The organism is Bradyrhizobium yuanmingense (assembly GCF_900094575.1).
Lineage (GTDB): Bacteria > Pseudomonadota > Alphaproteobacteria > Rhizobiales > Xanthobacteraceae > Bradyrhizobium > Bradyrhizobium yuanmingense.
Genome location: NZ_FMAE01000004.1, coordinates 106,370 through 124,163, shown reverse-complemented (window position 1 = coordinate 124,163; position 17,794 = coordinate 106,370). Strand labels below are relative to the sequence as shown.

Here is a 17,794-nt window from a genome sequence, read left to right as displayed (position 1 = left end):
CAGATGCGACTCGGACGCTGCAAAATTCGGGCGCGGAAGGGTGTTCCGCGTCCGAATCGTCAGACCGAAGTTCAGGTAAACAAAGCGTTAATGCTTTCTGAGGCCCGTGCGATTTCAAGGGTTTTGTTCGGGTCGTAATGGCCGATCGGGAAAGTCATGTAGCGGGGCACGAAGCCCTCAGCGCGCTCCCTTCCCTCGCCGTTCAGGCAGTCGTGGATGATCTTTTTCTGCACCTTGCCGGTCTCCGACACATTGGCGTCCGCAACAGCCTTGCCCGCGATCTCGGAGAGCAACGTGTTGATCGCAGTTCGATCCTTGAGGAGGTCGAGAAAGACGTCGTCCAGCTTCCACCACTGTGTCACGTCCGGTTTGATCGCGAGCCCAGCGGCCTCGTTGAGGATCGAACCAGCCGCCAAGGTCTCGGCCATGACGAGGGCAACGATCCGCAGCACGGCATCGTCGGGCAGCGCCAGCAATCTGGCAAACAGGCCGACCGCCGTGAACGCATCTCCGTTGCCACGCGTGACGGTGCCGTAATAGCTCTTCTCGACCTGCAAGAGGTCGAGAATGGCATCCCGTTCGCTATCGAGGGCCGATTGGGCAGGGCTTGCCGCTACGCTTTGGCTGGTCGTCTCCTTGTCCGCTCGCTGCGGGTCAGGCTTGACGCTCCAGATCGGTGAACTGCCGATCATATGGGCGACCGCGAGCCGCAGGGCGATGCCTGGGTGAGCCAGCAGCTCCGCACGGACGATGGCGTGCCGGTGCAGGGCAAGGTAGTTCTCGGCGGCCCTGGTGAGTTCGGGTCGTGAAGCTCGCGGCGCTCCGCCCGACTCCTCTGCCTTGGTCCCGCTGCAAGTTTCCGCGTAAGCTCGGTAGCCTTCGTGAACCTCCACCTCGCCATTGTTGCGGACCTCGATGAAGGCTTCGCCGCCGTCCTCCAACGGGACCTCGTCATATTGCCATGACGGAAATCGCGTGCCTTTGTCGAGCACCGTGACCTTCCAGCCCTTGACCGCAAGGTCGTCTCTCATGCTCGCAATGGCAACGTTCTGCAAGGTCCAGAAACCTGCGCTATCTGCAAAATAGCTGACGTCGCCGAAAAGATCGGTGACGATTTCGCCCTTGTAGGCTTCGAGCGGAAACAGCGCAGCGGTGGTTGCGATCTGCTCGCTCCCGAACAGCCATTGCTTCAACTGGTGGCCCCTTGGGGCTTCATCAACATCGCCATCCGGACCATTCTCCGCCTCAAACGCCGCGACCCAGTCCTTTTGCTGGCTGCGTGTGGCGCTGGCGAGCAGTTGCAATTCCTCGGGCTCGATGTCGCCGTTCTGGTAGGCCTGCTTGATAGCGCTGTTGAGGCCGGCGAGCGCAAGGCGCTGTTTGATATAGCGCTCGGTCTGGCCGAAGGTTTGGGCGATGTCGGCGACGCTCTTTCCCTGCTTCAACAGCTTGGCGAACGCTTCATATTCTTGCAGTTCGTCCATTGGCGCGCGTGCTACGTTCTCAATCAGGGACGCTTCCGGAGCGTCGGCGTCGTTGCCAGATTCCGTAACCGCGCAAGGCAGCAGGACATCTGCGGTCGGCATCCCCTGCTCCTCAGCGACCTTGCTTGCGGCAAAGAAACGGCGTCGGCCGGCGACGATCTCGAAGGCGTCGCCCTGGGGCCGGACCAGCAAGGGTTGCAGCACGCCGCGCGCGCGGACCGATGGCAGGATGTCGGAGATATCAGGGGCTTTCCGGCTATGCCGGACGTTGACGTTTGCGATCCTGAGATTGCAAAGAGCGATGTTGCGCAGTTCCATGTCTATAGTCCTTCTTGAGTGTGGGCTCGTTAATTGCGGCCGGCCTCTTCGAAGAGCCCGACGATCGAGAGGCCGTTCACGGGGCGAGCGAAAGGCGAGCGCCGCCGCTCGACCCGTCGTTACGGACCAATCTCGGGCTGTGTCGCGGCTGCGGAGGTCTCGCCGCCTTCTGCGAAGGCAAGCAGAAAGTCGGCAGCCTTTGAGGCCTTGCTGGCGGCGCGGAAGATCGCGCGGCTGTCTTCCCGAAGGACCTTGAGCCACGAGCCGAGGTAATCGGCATGGCGGACGGTGGGCTTGATCGTCAGCGCAGCACAAACGAAGGCTGCGGTCAGTTCGGCGATCAGCTCTTCGTTGGCGTAGAGCTTTGTGCCAAATGCACCCAACTGATCCCGGTTCAAGCGCGAGGGGTGGCCGGTCCAATGCCCAAGCTCGTGAAATACCGTTCGGTAGTAGTTGATCTGCTCGTAAAAGGCGGGCTGTGGCGGGACGTGCACGGCGTCTTCCGATGGTGAGTAAAACGCCTTTGCGCCACCGATGCGGATATCGGCCCGTGTTGCAACGGTAAGCGCTTCGGCCTGCGGCACGATTTCTCGCTCGGGCAAGGCTGGTGCTTCCGCAAGACAATGGTCCGGCAAGTTGTCGCACTGGTCGACATTGAAGACGGTGTAGCGCCGCAGGAATGGAATGGCCGCCCCTTCGGCTTCCTGTCCGCCTTGAGAGGTGCGCCCCGCCTCTTCGTGCTCGGGTTTGGGAATGAACCGATCGGCATAGCAGACGGTGACGCCGTGTTCTCCCTTGCGCACTGATCCGCCGAGGCTTGAGGCTTGGCGAAAGGTGAGCCACCGCGAGGAGGCAAAGCTGCACTCGAACAGCCGTCCCCACAGGATCAGGACGTTGATCCCCGAATAGGTTTTGCCCGTGGCTGCATTTCTGGGCAGGGCGAAAGCCTGACTGCCGCCACCAGTGCCCCACGGCCGAGCCCAGGGGAAGATGCCCGCCTCCAGATCCGCAACGATGTGGGCGGTGATTTCTTCGTAGAGACCTGCCTTCGGCTTGGCCGCGCGATGGTGGGTTGAACTGTTAGACATGACGATCTCCGCTCGCTCCTCTTCCGCGCCCTGCCCCCGAAAGGCGGGGTGGGCGGCGAAGAACGACCGGAAAGCCCCGAACGCGAGAGGCGGACCGCACCGGAACGGCCGAAGCGGCAGCGGAGGACCGCGCCAACGACACCAGCGACCTCGAGCGGGTTACCGAGGCGCGGTTGCGGACCGCCGGTTCGGGGCTATGCGGGAGCGCCGCCCACCCCGGCTTCCGGGGGCCCATCAAAAGCGCCGGCCGCCAGCGGCCGGCTCCTCAGAGCATCGCCTCAAACGATCTCGGCGACGTCGTCGGGACCGTCGCCCGCGATCGATTACGCAGACGACACCTGCCAGGTAGACGGCACTTAGGCGCCAGGATCTGTAGACGACCTGTTTGCGCCAGGGATCGAAGCCGCAAGGCCGAGACCGCGAAGCGGGCTCGGTTCAACGAGAGCCCGGCCCGCAAGCTCTAGCTTGCGGGAGGCGCCGATTAGGCTAGCAATTCACGAACCGTCCGTCTGACCTCCTGATCGCCCAGTGAGACGGCCCATTCAAGAAGAGCTTGGCGTAATGTCGTGGAGAGTACGCCGTGATGGGCTAGTCGCGCTAAAGCAATCGACCGATCGCGCTTGTCACGTGCAAGCGACAAATCCGGGACCAGCCGGATATCGTACCCGTGCCGCACTCCTTCCAGTGCCGCGATCAGCACCTCTTCTTCAAGGAATGCTCCGCCCAAAAAGAGCACGCCCGTGCCCAATTCCGTGAGGCGTCCGGCGAGCTGCGGGTCCCACCAAAGAGCCAAGGGATCGACATCCAAGCGCTCGACGGACGCGGCAATGTGATCTGGAAGCAGGTCTCGCTCGTATTCGCCAATCGCAATTTGGGGAATGCCAAAAACCTCGCGGCAGGCAGACAGCAGAGCGAGACTTTCGCCCTGCGCGCGGGCGGACGCATTAGCATCCAATCGACCGACTCGCGTGATGTTCAAAAGAACGATGCAGCTATGTCGCGGATCGGCCAGCATGGGACGAGACCTCGGCTACGACAATTAAGCGAAAGATCAGGCAACCTTGCGCTCAGCACCGGGCAAAACCAGCACCGGTCCAATGACGCCGGCTTGGCGGTACATGGCCTCGAGCGCCTGGTCCGAATCGTGGAGAAACCCTGCAAGCGCCATCGTCTGTCCAAGCGGCTGTGGGTCGCACAAGCGCTCCAAGGGCCAGCCGGCTCTTCTCAGGATGCGTTCCATCCTGGCATCGGTAACAGTCACGATGGACTGTGCTCCCGCTGCTCGCATCGCCTCGAGCATTGCGGCAAACAGCACGAAGGTGACACGATTGAGCCCGCCTCGGCCGGGGCCGACGTTGCGCTCAGTGTCGACGCAGAAGCGCGAGCTTTCGAGAATGCGCTCGTCACTCGGTGCCGCCCTGCCGCCGAGAAGATTGGCAAAGGTGTGGGCGAGCATGTTTGGACCTGTTGTCGGCAGCAGCCTGACGCAGCCGAGCACCTCGTTGTCATCTGAGACCACCAGAAGATAGGTCGGGCTCAGAGCATCATAGACATCTATTTCCAAGTCGCCCGAGACCGACACACTCCAGTGCAGCCGATCTTTGAAAACGCGTCGGCGCAATCGATACATCGATGTCAGCAAATCCAGATGGCCACCAAATTCAGACCTATGAAGCGCGATGGCATGCATGCCGACCTCCCCGAACAACCGAGAAGGCTTTGACAGCAGAAAATGAAGACGTGATCGCCTGTCAGATTTTGCAGTTCGCGCCACGTCGACTGGACCATGCTAGACCATGTTGGTCGTAACATAGTACGCACTGCGCCGCGCGAGCTGCCGGCATGCGCTTTTCGTGGGCTAGCTCTGCTGGAAAGGAGACAAGAGATTCGTTAGCTTAAGAGCCCGCGGCGGAGAGCTATCGCAACACACTGCGCAATTGACGCTGCGCCCAGTTTGCGGCGCGCGTTTTCGAGATGAAAGACAACGGTACGTGGCGCGATCGCGACCAGAACGGAAACGTCAGCAACCGTTTTGCCTTGGGCGGTCCATGCGAGGCACTGACGTTCGCGCTGGGTCAACTCACCCTCGCCGTATTGTTGCGGGGTGAACGCGGTGTCCATCCGAGCGGCAACGTGAGCGTGGAAATATAGACCAACCTGGAGAATGATATCGCGCCACTCACCGGCAAGACGGTCAAGATTGGTCTCTCTATCCCCCGTCGCCAACGTGAATGCCGCCATTCGGCCGAACCCAGCTCTAATCGGCACCGTGATTCCGGATCGAATGCCAAACGTCATGGCCTCATCGAAAAATTGACGTTGCACGCGAGAGCCCGGTGGCTTGGAAATCTCTCCTCCCCAGACGAAGAGATCCCGCTCAACCTTCGCACGCTGCACCACCGGATCAAGCTGCTGATACTGAAGGTGAAAATAGCGACTGGTCCAAACTCTTGGGTAAGAGGAGATCAGCATGGGCGAATCGTCTGCCAATCGCAGATAGGCGAACCTCTGGAACCCGAACTTTTTGGTTAAACGTCCAGCAATCCGTTCGAATGCGTTCGTGTCGCTAGCGGTCAGAAGAGCGTCAACGAACTCCTGGAATGCGTTCTCCATGAGATTCATTTCCGTGGACTGGGCCGAAATACTCCATCGCTTTCGCGAGAAAGTAGGAGAAGGGAACTAACGAGCGGCCTGGAGTCGTCCGCCCGCGCTTCTGACCACTTTCTCCCCTCATGTGGCTTCGATCATCTCTCGGCGCACGACAATCGCTTTGCCTCCGTGCCTTGGAGGCCAGCCGGAATTCAGTCTTCCGGGCTCGACTCTGTTCTCGATCGGCCGCCCGCACTGCCAAAAAGGCGTTCGAGCATGCGTTGGCCCAAAGCAGCTCTTCCTGCCGGTGTGCCGACTGCGGCCCAAGGTCGAGGGCATCGCAGGCGATGCGCATAGGTGGCAAGGAGTTGATCATCACGGGTGCTTGAGTTCGGCAGGGACCATCACCGCTACTGCAGAGTAAGGCCAACGATTGGCTTGGATCCTGCCTTGACGATGTATGAACTTGAAGGCTTGGCCAATCTCCTGAATCTGGTCCAACATGAGACATCTTCCCCAGTTTGCCGCTTCAGAATTCTCGCCTTCAGACGTTCGAAGACATTCTCCGCTTCGCGAACTCGACGAACCAGGGTACGCAATCCGCGTTGGCCATCGCATCGAGCTTGAACAGCTGCTCGGGCGCCGTTCCCATCAGCAGTTTCTTTACAGGCAATTCCATCTTCTTACCGGACAGCGTGCGCGGAATAGCACTCACTTGAATGATCTCGTTTGGCACATGGCGGGCTGACAGCGCCGTCTTGATGGCCTCGCGAAGGCGCTTTTCGAGTGCCGGATCGAGGGTCAGACCCTCTCGCAACACCACAAAGAGTGGCATGTAACTTTCGCGGCCGAGGTATTCGAGGTCGACCACCAGACTGTCGATAACTTCGGGCTGCGCTTCGGCAGCGCGATAGAGCTCAGAGGTGCCCATACGAATACCATGGCGGTTGATCGTAGCGTCGCTTCGGCCGTAGATGATCGCGCCACCGCTCGGCGTGAGACGAATCCAATCACCGTGACGCCAAACGCCCGGGTACATATCGAAATAGCTCTCGTTGTAGCGCTTGTTGTCAGGGTCATTCCAGAAGTAGAGCGGCATCGACGGCATGGGCTTGGTGCAAACGAGTTCACCGACTTCATCAGTCAGCGGCTTTCCGTCTTCATTCCATGCTTCGATTGCCGCACCAAGACAACGGCACTGCATCTCGCCTTCCACGACCGGCAGCGTCGGCAGGCCCCCAATGAAAGCACCGGCGAAATCGGTGCCCCCCGATACGACCGACAGCCAGATGTCTTTTCCTTCAACCTTAGGCACGTGGTCGTAGGCCCAGCGGTAACATTCGATGGCAAGCGGAGAGCCTGTGGCTCCTAGGGCACGCAGGTGCGCGAGCTTGAGGATCTCCTTCGGCTTCACCTCGGCTTTGAGGCAGCTGGAGAAAAAGGCACTGCCGGCGCCGAAGAAGGTCGCCCTGGCTTCGTCGACGAAGCGCCACAGGGTGGACCAGTCGGCATTCCCGCTCTTTCCGGCCGGGCTGCCGTCGTAGATGCAGATCGTCGTCCCGAGCAACAGACCCGCCAGCTGCGAGTTCCACATGATCCAACCCGTGGCGCTGTACCAGTGGTAGCGATCGCCCGTGTCGACCGTGGCGCCCAGATTCGTGTGCAGGCCGAGCATCTTGATCGCCTCAAGCACCACACCGCCGTGGCCATGCACGATGGGCTTCGGCAGGCCGGTCGTACCGCTAGAATAGACGACCCACAGCGGGTGGTCGAAGCCGACCCACTTGGGCACCAGGGTCGCCTCGTCGGCAGTCAACTGATCGAAGTCGTGCGACTGCCGAGACGCGGAGGCCAGGCGCCCCGGCTCGGCGTTCGCATCTAGACATCGCCACAGCACCACATGCTGTACGCTCGGCAATTCGCCAAGCAGATTCTCTAGCACCGTCAGTTTGTCGTATTCCGTGCCGCCGTACACGTAGCCATCGCAAGCGATCAGGATCTTGGGCGCAATTTGGCGGAAGCGATCGAGCACCGCGATGGCACCCATGTCGGGAGAGCACACTGACCACACAGCCCCGAGGCTCGCCACCGCGAGAAAAGCCACAGCGGTCTGCGGCGTGTTTGGTAGGACGGCGACTACCCGGTCGCCAGCTTCGACGCCGAGGCGCTGCAGATGCGCCGCGAGCGACGCCACCTGCCGACGCAGCTCGGGCCAGCTCACCTCCTGCAGCTCGCCGTGCTCACGCATACGCTCATTTTGGAACACGATCGCCGGGTGGCCAGCGGCATGCGCTGCGTCGGCATGGCGGAACACCTGCTGCACATAGTTGAGATGCGTCCCGGGAAACCACCGCGCTCCGGGCATCTTTTCTTCCACCAACACGGCGCTGTGCGGCGTGGGGGACTGAATGTCAAAATATTGCCAAACAGACGACCAGAAGGCATCGAGCTCGTTCACGGACCACCGCCACAGCGCATCATAGCCTTCGGTCGTTCTCGGATCGAAGTGCAGCCCATGCTCTCGCTCGAGCCAACGAGTGTAGCGGGTGATCTGCGGTTCGGGCAAAGCAGTCATTTCAGAGATCCCTCAGCGTCAACGTTCAAGCGGGCTTCGCACAAAGTGTCCGGCGATAGCACGCGGCGGAAAACCCCAGTTGCCTCGATGAGGCGGCTTTCGGATGCGAACGCTCGCCGAGAGCAGCACAAGGAGCATCGGCGAAGAGTCTTGGTAGCGCTCCGCTATTTGCGAAGCCCCTAAGCTATGCCACTCGATCCGGGCCGAAGGTCCTCGCGCCACGACCTTGATGCGCCGTCGGAGTATCAGCCAACCAGTTCATTTGCTTTCTTGTGCAAGGCGCGCGGCACGCTCAGCCGCTTGCGCTCCGAACATGGCGATCATCTGCGAGACGAAATTACCAACGAGCGCGCCACCTTCGCGCATGCGAGCGATGTCGGCATCACTGTAGCCTAGCTCCCGGCAGATCTCCTCGTTCTGTTCGCCTTGTTCGCTGGGAGCGCCAGGGAGAGGTAATTCCGCGTCGGAGAACTTCCACGGGCGGCCAGGTAGGCGGAATTCACCGCCCTGCCGATCCGGGACATTCAGCGTCGCGCTCCAGTAGTCAGCCCATTCGCTGGCCGCGAGTTGCTCAACCGAGCGGACTTCGCCGGTAGCCAGCTTAGCCTGGTCGAAATGGGCGTCGAGTGTCGCCATGTCGGGGAAGGTCCAAATCCATTTTTGGACGATCTCTTCGAACTGCGCGCGATTGGCCCGACGCAGGCCCGAGGTGGCGAAGCGGGGATCCTCCAGCAGGTCGGGCCGCCGCATGGCCGCGACGAACCAGCTGAACGTCATCGCACTGACGATACTGATTGCGCAAACGAACTTCTCACCGTTCGGACCAGTGAAAAACGATCCATCGGTTGCACCCAGGATGGCCGGGTCGTCACCCGGGTCGAGGCCGTTGAGGTCCATATGGGCATGTTCGTTTACGGCCAACATTGTTGCAGCCATGGCGACGTCAATGTGTTGACCGATTCCGGTCCGTTCACGCTGGTGGAGCGCTGCGAGCACCGCGATCACACCTTGCAGTCCGACATACGCGTCGGCATGGCTGAGAGCGTCCGTTTGGGGCTTATTCATCAGGCCGAAATGACGGAGCGTGTGGTGGGTGAACCCGGCCTCGGCCTGGACGGTCGGCGCGTAGGCCATCCGGCCGCGCCATGGACCGCCCTGGCCATAACCGGAGATCGAGACATAGATCAGCCGCGGGTTGCGCTTAGCGACGCTCTCGTAGTCGAACCCAAAGGAGGCAAGAGTGCCGGGACGGAAGTTCTCGACCAGAATGTCGGCCGCTTCCACTAGCTTCCAGGCAATCTCCTTGGCCTCGTCCTTGTTCAAATCGATCGACAGGGCGCGCTTGCCGGCATTCTGCTGCGCGTAATAACCGGTGACGCCGTTGAGATTGATCGGCGCGGCTAAGCGCGAAACGTCCCCGCGAGGCGGCTCGATCTTGGTGACATGGGCTCCGAGGTCCTGCAGCGTGCGCCCGCACAGAGGGCCCGCCAACACGCGTGAGAAATCAACAACCTTCAGGCCTTCGAGAGGAGCGGCCATAGCTTAGCGTCCCTTGAAGACGGCAAGACCGGGGCCCTGCTTCATCAGGCTTTCGAGGCCGATGTTGAGGTCGGCGGACGTCCAAAGCGGCCGCTGCAGTTGCGCCATGGCCTCGTCAGCGGCCTCGACGCCCTTGGCCGCGGCAAGGTTGGCGATCTGTTTTGTGCTCGTGTGCGCGAGCGTCGGACCATTGCCAAGTTCGAGCGCGACCATCATCGCCGCTTCACCAAGCTTCTCATCGTCCACGACGAGGTTGATGATGTTCCACTTCTCCAGGGTTGCCGCATCGTAGCGCCGACCCAGCATCGACATCTCTTTGGCTCTCGCGATCCCCGCTCGCTGGACCTGACGCTGGATCGCGCCCATCAGCGGGTTCAAGCCGAGCGTCGCTTCGACCGAGCCGATCTTGGCCGAACGCGCCGCGATAATGAAATCACAGGCCAATGCCAGTTCAAAGCCACCACCGACGCAGACGCCCTGCACCGCCGCGACGATCGGCAGCGGAAACTTTTCTAGGTCGCGCAGGAAGGCAAGCGAGGAGCTTCCGACCCGTCCCTCCGGGCCTTGCGACCGTTCGAACAGAGAAGTATCCGCCCCAGCGGAGAAGTGCCTTAGGCCGCTCTTGAGCAGGACGGCACGCGAGCCAGCTTCTTTTGCCGAGGCAAGACCTTCCCTGATGCCGCCCATCAGGTCAAAGCCGATCAGGTTGTGCGGTGCAAATTCCATCGAAAGGACAGCAACCGGCCCTTCGTAGGAGACCTTGACGCAGGACGAAACAGGCTTGGAAATTGAAGACATAGGCGTTCATCCCTTGATATTGATGATAACATCATTGCGCCCGTCACGCTTGATGATACAGGTGGTATCGTGCCATCATGAGGTGAAATGATGCCACCCTCCGCACTGCGTGATACTGCTGTCGGTCATGGCCTCCAGGCCCTGATTGAAGAGCTGGGGGCGTTGGGAATAGACGCTGAAAAGCTGCGGCGCGCAGCGGGGCTGCGATCCCTCGGCGGCACGCTCACCCAGGCGCAGCGACTGGCCGTGCTCACGGCCGCGCATGAACTGACCCAAGATCCCTTACTCGCGCTCAGGGCGGGCAAGCGCCAACGCGTGCATCATTTCGGAGTTTATGGCTTCGCGCTCGCCACCAGCCCGACGTTCGGCGATGCTTTCGCCTTTGGCCACCAACACGTCGAGTTCGCAGGTGCCGTGCTGCGGATCACCCTCCGCCGGGAAGGTGATCGGGTCGTGATGCAAAGCTGGAACCCACGCTCGCTGCGTGGGCTGTTGCCGTTCGTTGCAGAGTTTTGGCGCGCCTCTATGGTCACCCTGAAGGGCGAAATTCTCCAGGACCACTTCCCTTCCACGCTCATGCGCTTTCCCTATCCTCGGCCTGCGCATTGGCGGGCGTATGCCGAACTATTTCAATGCCCGCTTGAATTCGAATCTGAAACGATGGAATGGCACTTCGATGCAGCCGTGTTCTCGCGGCCTTGCCCAAACGCCAGCTCACTCACCGCAAACATCTGCCGAGACTTCTGCGAAGGCTTGATTGTGGGCGCAGACGGAGAAAGCTCGCTGCTCCGGGAGCTTCGCAGCTACTTCCTAGGCAACAGCGGCCGGCGCTGCACGGCTGATGAGGCGGCAGCCGCGTTGGGTCTTTCGCGCCGCACCCTGTTTCGTCGATTGGCTCAAGACGGTACCGCGTTCCAAGACCTGCTCGACCAAACTCGCGCTTCGCTCGCCTGCGAGTATCTGGAGAACACACATATATCCGTGTCTGAAATCGCGGAGAGGTGCGGCTTTGGCGACGAAGCCAATTTCAGGAGGGCCTTCACTCGCTGGCGCACGATAACGCCTAGCGCGTGGCGTAGGTCACGCAGGAATGACGAACATGCCTCAGTAAGCCGCTTGAGCTCAACTGCCCCCCTAGCAGCTTCGTAGCTCCTGAAGTAACAAACCGCAGTTACAATCTAATCCAAGGCGGCAACATTCCCAATTAGTGACGGTCTCCTTGAACGAGGCGCCAGCGACGGCTCGGAGGGAGAAAGCAACCCATCCGCCATCTTAACAGCCCAAGATCCACGATGTTGGCGGGGCACGCAGCGCGCAATGCACGCTGAATGAAATATTGGCATAATGCATCCGCCGATCCTTTCAACCCGATCTCCGCCGATGTGACGCAGACGATCAGTCTGCCCTTACAAAGGCGCGGTTCGTTGCAGGAAAGATGAACCGTCTGGCTGGTGGACCAACACCCTATGGGCAATGCTGCGATTTGCAGCAATGCATCGCCCAACTTAGTCAAGATCTAGAAGGTGACAGCAGCGAAACCGACACCGGCCTAGGCCCAATCACGACGACGCTGCTTCCACTTTCCCCTGCAACTGCTTCAGCGTAGGATAATCCGTATACCCCACGGCATCAGGGCCATAGAAAGTATCGGGACGAGGCGGATTGAGCTCGGCACCGACTCTCAACCTTTCAGCAAGGTCCGGGTTGGCAATGAAGGCTTTTCCGAACGCCACGGCATCAGCCCACCCCTTGGCCAGTGCCTCGTCCGCCGAAGCTGCCGTGAAGCCTTCGTTGGCGATATATATGCCGCCGAAAGCCTTCTTTAGATCGGGACCGATACTATCAGGCGCCACTTTCTCGCGGGCACAGATGAAGGCTATCTTACGGCGTCCCAGCTCTCGCGCGACATAGGTGAATGTTCTCGTGCGGTCACTGTCCCCCATCGAATAAACGTCGCCACGGGGAGCCAGATGCATACCGACCCTGCTCGGCCCCCACACTGAAATCGCGGCATCCGTGGCTTCAAGCATGAGTCTTGCTCGGTTCTCGATCGAGCCGCCGTATTCGTCCTCGCGATGATTCGAGACATCCTGCAAGAATTGATCGAGCAGATATCCGTTCGCTCCGTGCAATTCGACGCCGTCAAAACCGGCATTCTGAGCAAACTGAGCCGCACGTCGGAACGATTCGACTACGCCTCGCACCTCGTCTGTGCGCAACGCTCGGGGCGCGACATACGGTCGCTCCGGACGCAAAAGGCTGACGTTACCCTTCGCAGCAATCGGACTTGGTCCGACGGGCAGGCCGCCCTCGTAGAAACTCGGGTCGGATATGCGCCCTACGTGCCAGATTTGCATAAAGATGCGGCCGCCGGCGCGCTTTACCGCTGCCGTGATGCGTCTCCAACCGTCGATATGCTCCGGAGCCCAGTTGCCTGCAACACCCTTATAACCAATGGCTTGAGGGGATACCGGAACACCTTCCGTGATGATCAATCCCGCCGTGGCCCGTTGGCTGTAGTATTCCGCCATGAGTTCATTGGGCACATTGCTGTCGCCCGCTCTCAATCTGGTGAGTGGGGCCATAATGACTCGATTGGGAAGCAGAATGTCCCCTAACTGCAGTGGGTCGAACAACGTTGGCATGTCTCAGTCCTTGCTGGTTTGAAGTGATTGTGACGGGGTACTTGCGTGTGTGACTTCGTTGACCTGATTCAATTGACGATCTCGAACAGCCCCGCGGCACCCATGCCGCCGCCAACGCACATGGTCACAACCCCATATTTTGCTTTCCTGCGACGGCCCTCAATCAGGATGTGACCCGCCAAACGGGCGCCGGTCATTCCGTAAGGATGGCCGAGCGCTATTGAGCCGCCGTTTACGTTGAGCTTCTCGGGATCGATACCGAGCTTGTCGCGACAATAGATCACTTGCACCGCGTAGGCCTCGTTCAGTTCCCACAGATCGATGTCGTCGATCTTCAAGTCGTGACGCTTCAGCAGCCGAGGTATCGCAGCCACCGGTCCGACGCCCATTTCGTCCGGCTCGACTCCGGCCGCGACGAATCCACGGAATATGCCAAGCGGCTTCAGCCCCTTCTGCGCGGCCATTCGATCGCTCATCAACACGCAAGCCGCCGCACCGTCGGAAAGCTGGCTTGCGTTACCCGCGCTGATGGTCTTTCCCTCGAACACCGGTTTGATCTTTGCCAGTCCTTCCGCCGTGCTGTCCGGCCGGGGTCCCTCGTCGTGCGCCAGCGTGACCTCCTGATAACTTATCTCACCGGTGTTCTTGTCGACGACTGCCATCTTCGTGGTGATCGGAACGATCTCGTCTTTGAACCTCTCTCCCTGCAGCGCGGCTCCGACCCGGCGTTGACTCTCAAGGCCATATTCGTCCTGCCGCTGTCGCCCGATGCCGTAGCGCTCGGCTACGACTTCGGCCGTCTCTAGCATCGACATGTACATCTCCGGCTTCATCGCCATCAATTCCTCGTCGACGACACGAAACTTGTTCATGTGCTCGTTCTGCACGAGGCTGATGGATTCGACGCCACCACCGACTGCGATCTCTACACCGTCGAGCATAATCGATCTCGCGGCGACTGCGATTGCCTGCAAACCTGAGGCGCACTGGCGGTCGATGGTGGTGCCCGCAACGGTGACAGGCAGGCCTGCGCGGACGGCCGCTTTGCGGGCCACGTTCATGACGGCGGTCCCTTGCTGCATGGCGCAACCCAGCACGACATCTTCCAATTCTCCAGGCTGGATGCCGGCGCGACTGACTGCCTCGCGAATGACGTGGCCCGCCATCGTCGGCGCTTCAGTGTTGTTTAAGGCACCTCGATAGGCACGACCGATTGCGGTCCGCGCTGTCGAAACGATAACGGCGTCTACCATTTCAATCTCCTCGTCTGATCCGGCGCGAGCATTGTCGCCTTCGTCGCGAATATCGTTCTTTTTTAGCACTGGTCAAGCGCATAGCTTCTGCATGATTTGCGCGAAGAACCCCTTCCGTCCGAATGGAGAAACGCCGATCGTGCCGAAGTCGCACGATTTTCCGAGACTTTTATCACCAGAAGAAACTGTCCCCGCGCAAACTGCCTGCAACCGGAAAACGACCCGGTGATCATTCATTCGTTCTTTTTTTGAATTGACAGGATCGATATTCCAAAGACAACTTGATGCGCTCCACATGAGATCCCCGTTTGCTACACGAACGCGCGAAAGCTTCTCGCCTTCGTGTACCGGGGCGAGCGACTTCGGCGCTTGGCTCAGCAGTAACGACTGCCGCCAAAATCAGTCAGATCAACGCAATTCAAGCTCTTCGCTCGGCAGCTCTTTTGCCGGTCGATTCAATCCGGATCGTACGAAAGTCGCGCGGTCCGACAACGCGGCCATCCTTCGCCTTGATCTGCAGTCGACCGAGCGGCTTTCTATTCCGATTGTCGACCATCACATGTTTGAGCTCACCAGGCTTGAAGCAGTTCTCTTCGCCCCATTGCCACAGTGCAATGAGAACCACGTACAGCTTCTCGCCCTTATCGGTCAGGACGTAACGATGGATCGACGACGATTCGTCATCCGGTTCGATACTGAAGATGCCATTCTCGACCAGCTTCTTCAGTCGGGCCGACAGGATGTTCTTCGCCAACCCAAGGCTTTTCTGAAACTCGCTGAAACGTCCGACCCCGTGGAACGCATTCCGAATTATCAGAAGGGACCACCAATCGCCGACGATCTCCAAGGTGCGTGCAATCCCACAGTTGGCTTGATCCAATTGGGTTCGTTTTCCTTTCATTGCTTCTCTCAATCCGCTCCTTCGACCATAGAGTTGCAAAGTTGAACCGTTTGAACCGTGATGTCGATAGTTGAGGTTCTGGAGCGGGTTTTCTGGGCGCTGCGGACTGCCGCAGCGCAGAAACGTTCCCTTGACTAATCCGCAAGCCGAGAGACGCTCCCGCCATTTCGCTCAGGACACCTGAAGCCACGGCTTGAGGATGATCTTTCCGGCGCTCGCGCGCGCGGCGAGAATTCGGTGCGCCTCCGCCGCCCTGCTCAACGGAAGAATATGCCCGATTTGCACCTGGATCGCCCCCGACTTGATCATTCCAATGAGGCGCAGAAGTGCGGCGACGGCTTGCTGCGGTCGGGCCTGAAACCAGCCACCCACGTAGTACGTGATGAGTGATTGGTTTAACCCGAGCATGGCGTATGGGTTGATGGACTTGCGCTCACGAGAGGCGGCTCCAAACACCACGATGCGTCCAAAGGGACCCATGGTCTGGATGCTCTGCGTAAGAACGTCACCGCCGGTAGCTTCGAGCACAACATCGACTCCCTTGCCGTCGGTGAGCACGCGCAACTGGTCGACCCAATCCGGCGCGGTGTAGTCAATCGCGTGGTGCGCACCGAGCTTCAAGGCGAGGTCGCGCTTTGCCTGGGTGCTGGCAGCGGCGATGACCTTGCCGGCGCCCAGATGTTTGGCGATCTGCACGGCGTAAGTACCTACCCCGCCGCCGGCCGCCTGCACCAGGACGGTCTCACCGGACTGAAGATGGGCGCAATCGGTGAGAGTTTGCAGGGCGGTCATTCCGGCGACCACGAGCGAGCAAGCCTGGTCCGGCGTAAGCCCCTCCGGCAAGGGGATGACCTTACCGGACTTCGCCACCGCGTACTGAGCGTATCCGCCCGCCCCACCGTTTTCGAGGGATGCGAAAACTGTCATGCCCTCGTTGATGTTGCCGGCACTCTCGCCCACTGCCTCCACGACTCCCGCGACCTCGCTGCCCGGAATGAACGGGAGCGGTGAAGGAAATGGATAAGGATCGTTGTTCCGCCTGACTACATCAGCAAAGTTGACGCTGGCCGACTCCACCTTGATCAACACTTCGCCGGGTCCCGGTTTCGGCTTTGGGGCGTCCTCATAGACGAGGACATCCGGGCCACCGTACTTGTGCAGTCGTGCTACTTTCATTGAACGCTCCATAACGAAGATGCTACACGCCTAGCTGAAGCGAATGTCGTCAAAGTCGATCGCTACAAAAACGGGCTCCGGCACCGCACTCCCGTCGGTATTGCGGCGAAGCGCTCGCCTCCGCGTGGGCAAAACGACTCCATCGAAGTTCTTGTGGTCCAGCAAGTAGTGTGCGGTGGGGACGCCCCCTGTGACCGTCGCCGCATAATCCGTTCGCGCGATTAATCCATGCGGATTGATGTAGAAAACCTGTTCCGGACAATGCGTCGCGACGTCTTCTGGAAAGCACACCTTGAGACGGCGCCACGTCTCCTTTCCCTCTTTCCAAGTCTCGATTTCCTGAACCTGGAACCCTGGCATCGCAAACGTAAACGGCGCGGTGAGATAGTTCCACATGGCGTAGCCGCTGAAATACGCGAGATGAAGATCGTCCCACTTCGATTCGACGGTATGTCCATCAAATGCAGCACGAGGATTGTCGCGTGCTTGCATCACTTCTCCCTTCGAGTCTTCAATCGCGGTACGCGAGGGAGTATGGACGCTGCGTCTGCCCGCGCCTTTGAAGGGCGAGTAGCTGATCCATTGCTCTCGCGGCTTCGCCGTGATGTGGACGCCGCGGAGTGCATCGCCATGACCTTTGCGAATCCACATCGCGCCGTAGATTGAAGCGTCTGCCTCAATCTTCTCGATCTTTTTCCACCGGTCGAGACCGCCATGGGCAGCGAGCACCTCGTCAAGCAAGCCAGACATCCCGCATCACTCCTTGGAAGACCTCGCACCGCCAGAGGTCCTTCACCTTCTAGGTTTAATTTTGCAACCTCGATAACAATGTCACAGCCGGTTTAATCTTGCAACCAGTGTTTTGGTGCCCCTGTCGGAACGCAGACAGCCTTCCAAGCACGGCGAGGAAGCGCTACACGCAGACGATTGGCCAATTCGATTTTGGCCTCCACGTCGCTCTCAGATGGAGACCCAAGATTCTTGACGAAGTTCAAGAACTTGTTCGATCGGCAGGCCTGCGTCTCATCGGGGAGCGATCATACGTCACTCCTGGCGGTGCTCGACTGCGGGGCAGCAGCTCCTGGCCGCTCACGATGCCCCTCTGGGATCCGCCTTCTGGCAATCCGGCAACTCTCCTACGGTGACCTGGTCGATCGTTGCATGTACAGGCAAGGGACTGGTGGGTGCTGACTAGCGCGAACGCCGGAACGGTAGCGCATGGATACTTGATCCAGTCGATGAGAACGCAGCCCGCCAATCGGTTCGCGTCCTGGCAGATGCGGACCGTTCTTTCGGCCTACACGAAGGACTGTGACGATTTTGGCGTGGATGCTAGACGTGCAGACCGAGCACCAATTCGTCCACCTCACTTTGTTTGCTGTGGGTTTTCGAGGCGGTTACTCGACGTCCTCCGGCATGCGACACCGC

General features: G+C 59.9%; 14 protein-coding genes. 1 reads left to right on the top strand and 13 read right to left on the bottom strand.

The genetic code is table 11. The features are described from left to right. Positions 1–71 precede the first annotated feature (71 nt). The 8 genes from GA0061099_RS14080 to GA0061099_RS14045 all read right to left on the bottom strand — a co-directional run bounded on the left by GA0061099_RS14080 (position 72) and on the right by GA0061099_RS14045 (position 10,319). Entirely contained in the window at positions 72–1,802 is a 1,731-nt protein-coding gene (locus GA0061099_RS14080; protein ID WP_074447820.1) for a ParB/RepB/Spo0J family partition protein, read from the bottom strand. 119 nt (positions 1,803–1,921) lie between these two features. After that, entirely contained in the window at positions 1,922–2,890 is a 969-nt protein-coding gene (locus GA0061099_RS14075; RefSeq protein ID WP_074447819.1) for an ArdC family protein, read from the bottom strand. A gap of 481 nt (positions 2,891–3,371) precedes the next feature. Continuing rightward, positions 3,372–3,905, bottom strand: coding sequence for a cysteine hydrolase family protein (locus GA0061099_RS14070; protein ID WP_074447818.1), 534 nt, complete (start codon positions 3,903–3,905; stop codon positions 3,372–3,374). Positions 3,906–3,941: 36 nt separating this feature from the next. Further along, positions 3,942–4,580 (bottom strand): acyl-homoserine-lactone synthase, encoded by a 639-nt coding sequence (locus GA0061099_RS14065; RefSeq protein ID WP_074447933.1) that lies wholly within the window; start codon positions 4,578–4,580, stop codon positions 3,942–3,944. Between the two features lie 200 nt (positions 4,581–4,780). After that, positions 4,781–5,503, bottom strand: coding sequence for an autoinducer binding domain-containing protein (locus GA0061099_RS14060; RefSeq protein ID WP_158644872.1), 723 nt, complete (start codon positions 5,501–5,503; stop codon positions 4,781–4,783). A gap of 520 nt (positions 5,504–6,023) precedes the next feature. After that, entirely contained in the window at positions 6,024–8,054 is a 2,031-nt protein-coding gene (locus GA0061099_RS14055) for an acetoacetate--CoA ligase (RefSeq protein WP_074447816.1), read from the bottom strand. 258 nt (positions 8,055–8,312) lie between these two features. Beyond that, positions 8,313–9,593, bottom strand: a complete 1,281-nt coding sequence (locus GA0061099_RS14050) for a CaiB/BaiF CoA transferase family protein (RefSeq protein WP_074447815.1) — start codon at positions 9,591–9,593, stop codon at positions 8,313–8,315. 3 nt (positions 9,594–9,596) lie between these two features. Continuing rightward, entirely contained in the window at positions 9,597–10,319 is a 723-nt protein-coding gene (locus GA0061099_RS14045; RefSeq protein ID WP_083235108.1) for an enoyl-CoA hydratase/isomerase family protein, read from the bottom strand. Positions 10,320–10,478: 159 nt separating this feature from the next. Between GA0061099_RS14045 and GA0061099_RS14040 the strand changes: the two genes are divergently transcribed. Then, on the top strand, positions 10,479–11,540 hold the full coding sequence (locus GA0061099_RS14040) for an AraC family transcriptional regulator (RefSeq protein ID WP_074447813.1): 1,062 nt from the start codon (positions 10,479–10,481) through the stop codon (positions 11,538–11,540). A gap of 410 nt (positions 11,541–11,950) precedes the next feature. Here the strand turns inward: GA0061099_RS14040 and GA0061099_RS14035 are convergent, their stop codons facing one another. The 5 genes from GA0061099_RS14035 to GA0061099_RS14015 form a co-directional block, all read right to left on the bottom strand. After that, entirely contained in the window at positions 11,951–13,036 is a 1,086-nt protein-coding gene (locus GA0061099_RS14035) for an alkene reductase (RefSeq protein ID WP_074447812.1), read from the bottom strand. 68 nt (positions 13,037–13,104) lie between these two features. After that, complete coding sequence (locus GA0061099_RS14030; RefSeq protein ID WP_074447932.1) at positions 13,105–14,289, bottom strand: acetyl-CoA C-acyltransferase; 1,185 nt, start codon at positions 14,287–14,289, stop codon at positions 13,105–13,107. Positions 14,290–14,707: 418 nt separating this feature from the next. Continuing rightward, positions 14,708–15,190: a winged helix-turn-helix transcriptional regulator gene (locus GA0061099_RS14025; RefSeq protein WP_074447811.1), complete on the bottom strand. Its 483-nt coding sequence runs from the start codon at positions 15,188–15,190 to the stop codon at positions 14,708–14,710. Positions 15,191–15,361: 171 nt separating this feature from the next. Then, positions 15,362–16,366 (bottom strand): quinone oxidoreductase family protein, encoded by a 1,005-nt coding sequence (locus GA0061099_RS14020; protein WP_074447931.1) that lies wholly within the window; start codon positions 16,364–16,366, stop codon positions 15,362–15,364. A gap of 30 nt (positions 16,367–16,396) precedes the next feature. Continuing rightward, positions 16,397–17,116 carry a hypothetical protein gene (locus tag GA0061099_RS14015; protein ID WP_074447810.1) on the bottom strand — a complete coding sequence of 240 codons (720 nt, stop codon included), beginning with the start codon at positions 17,114–17,116 and terminating at the stop codon, positions 16,397–16,399. Positions 17,117–17,794 lie beyond the last annotated feature (678 nt).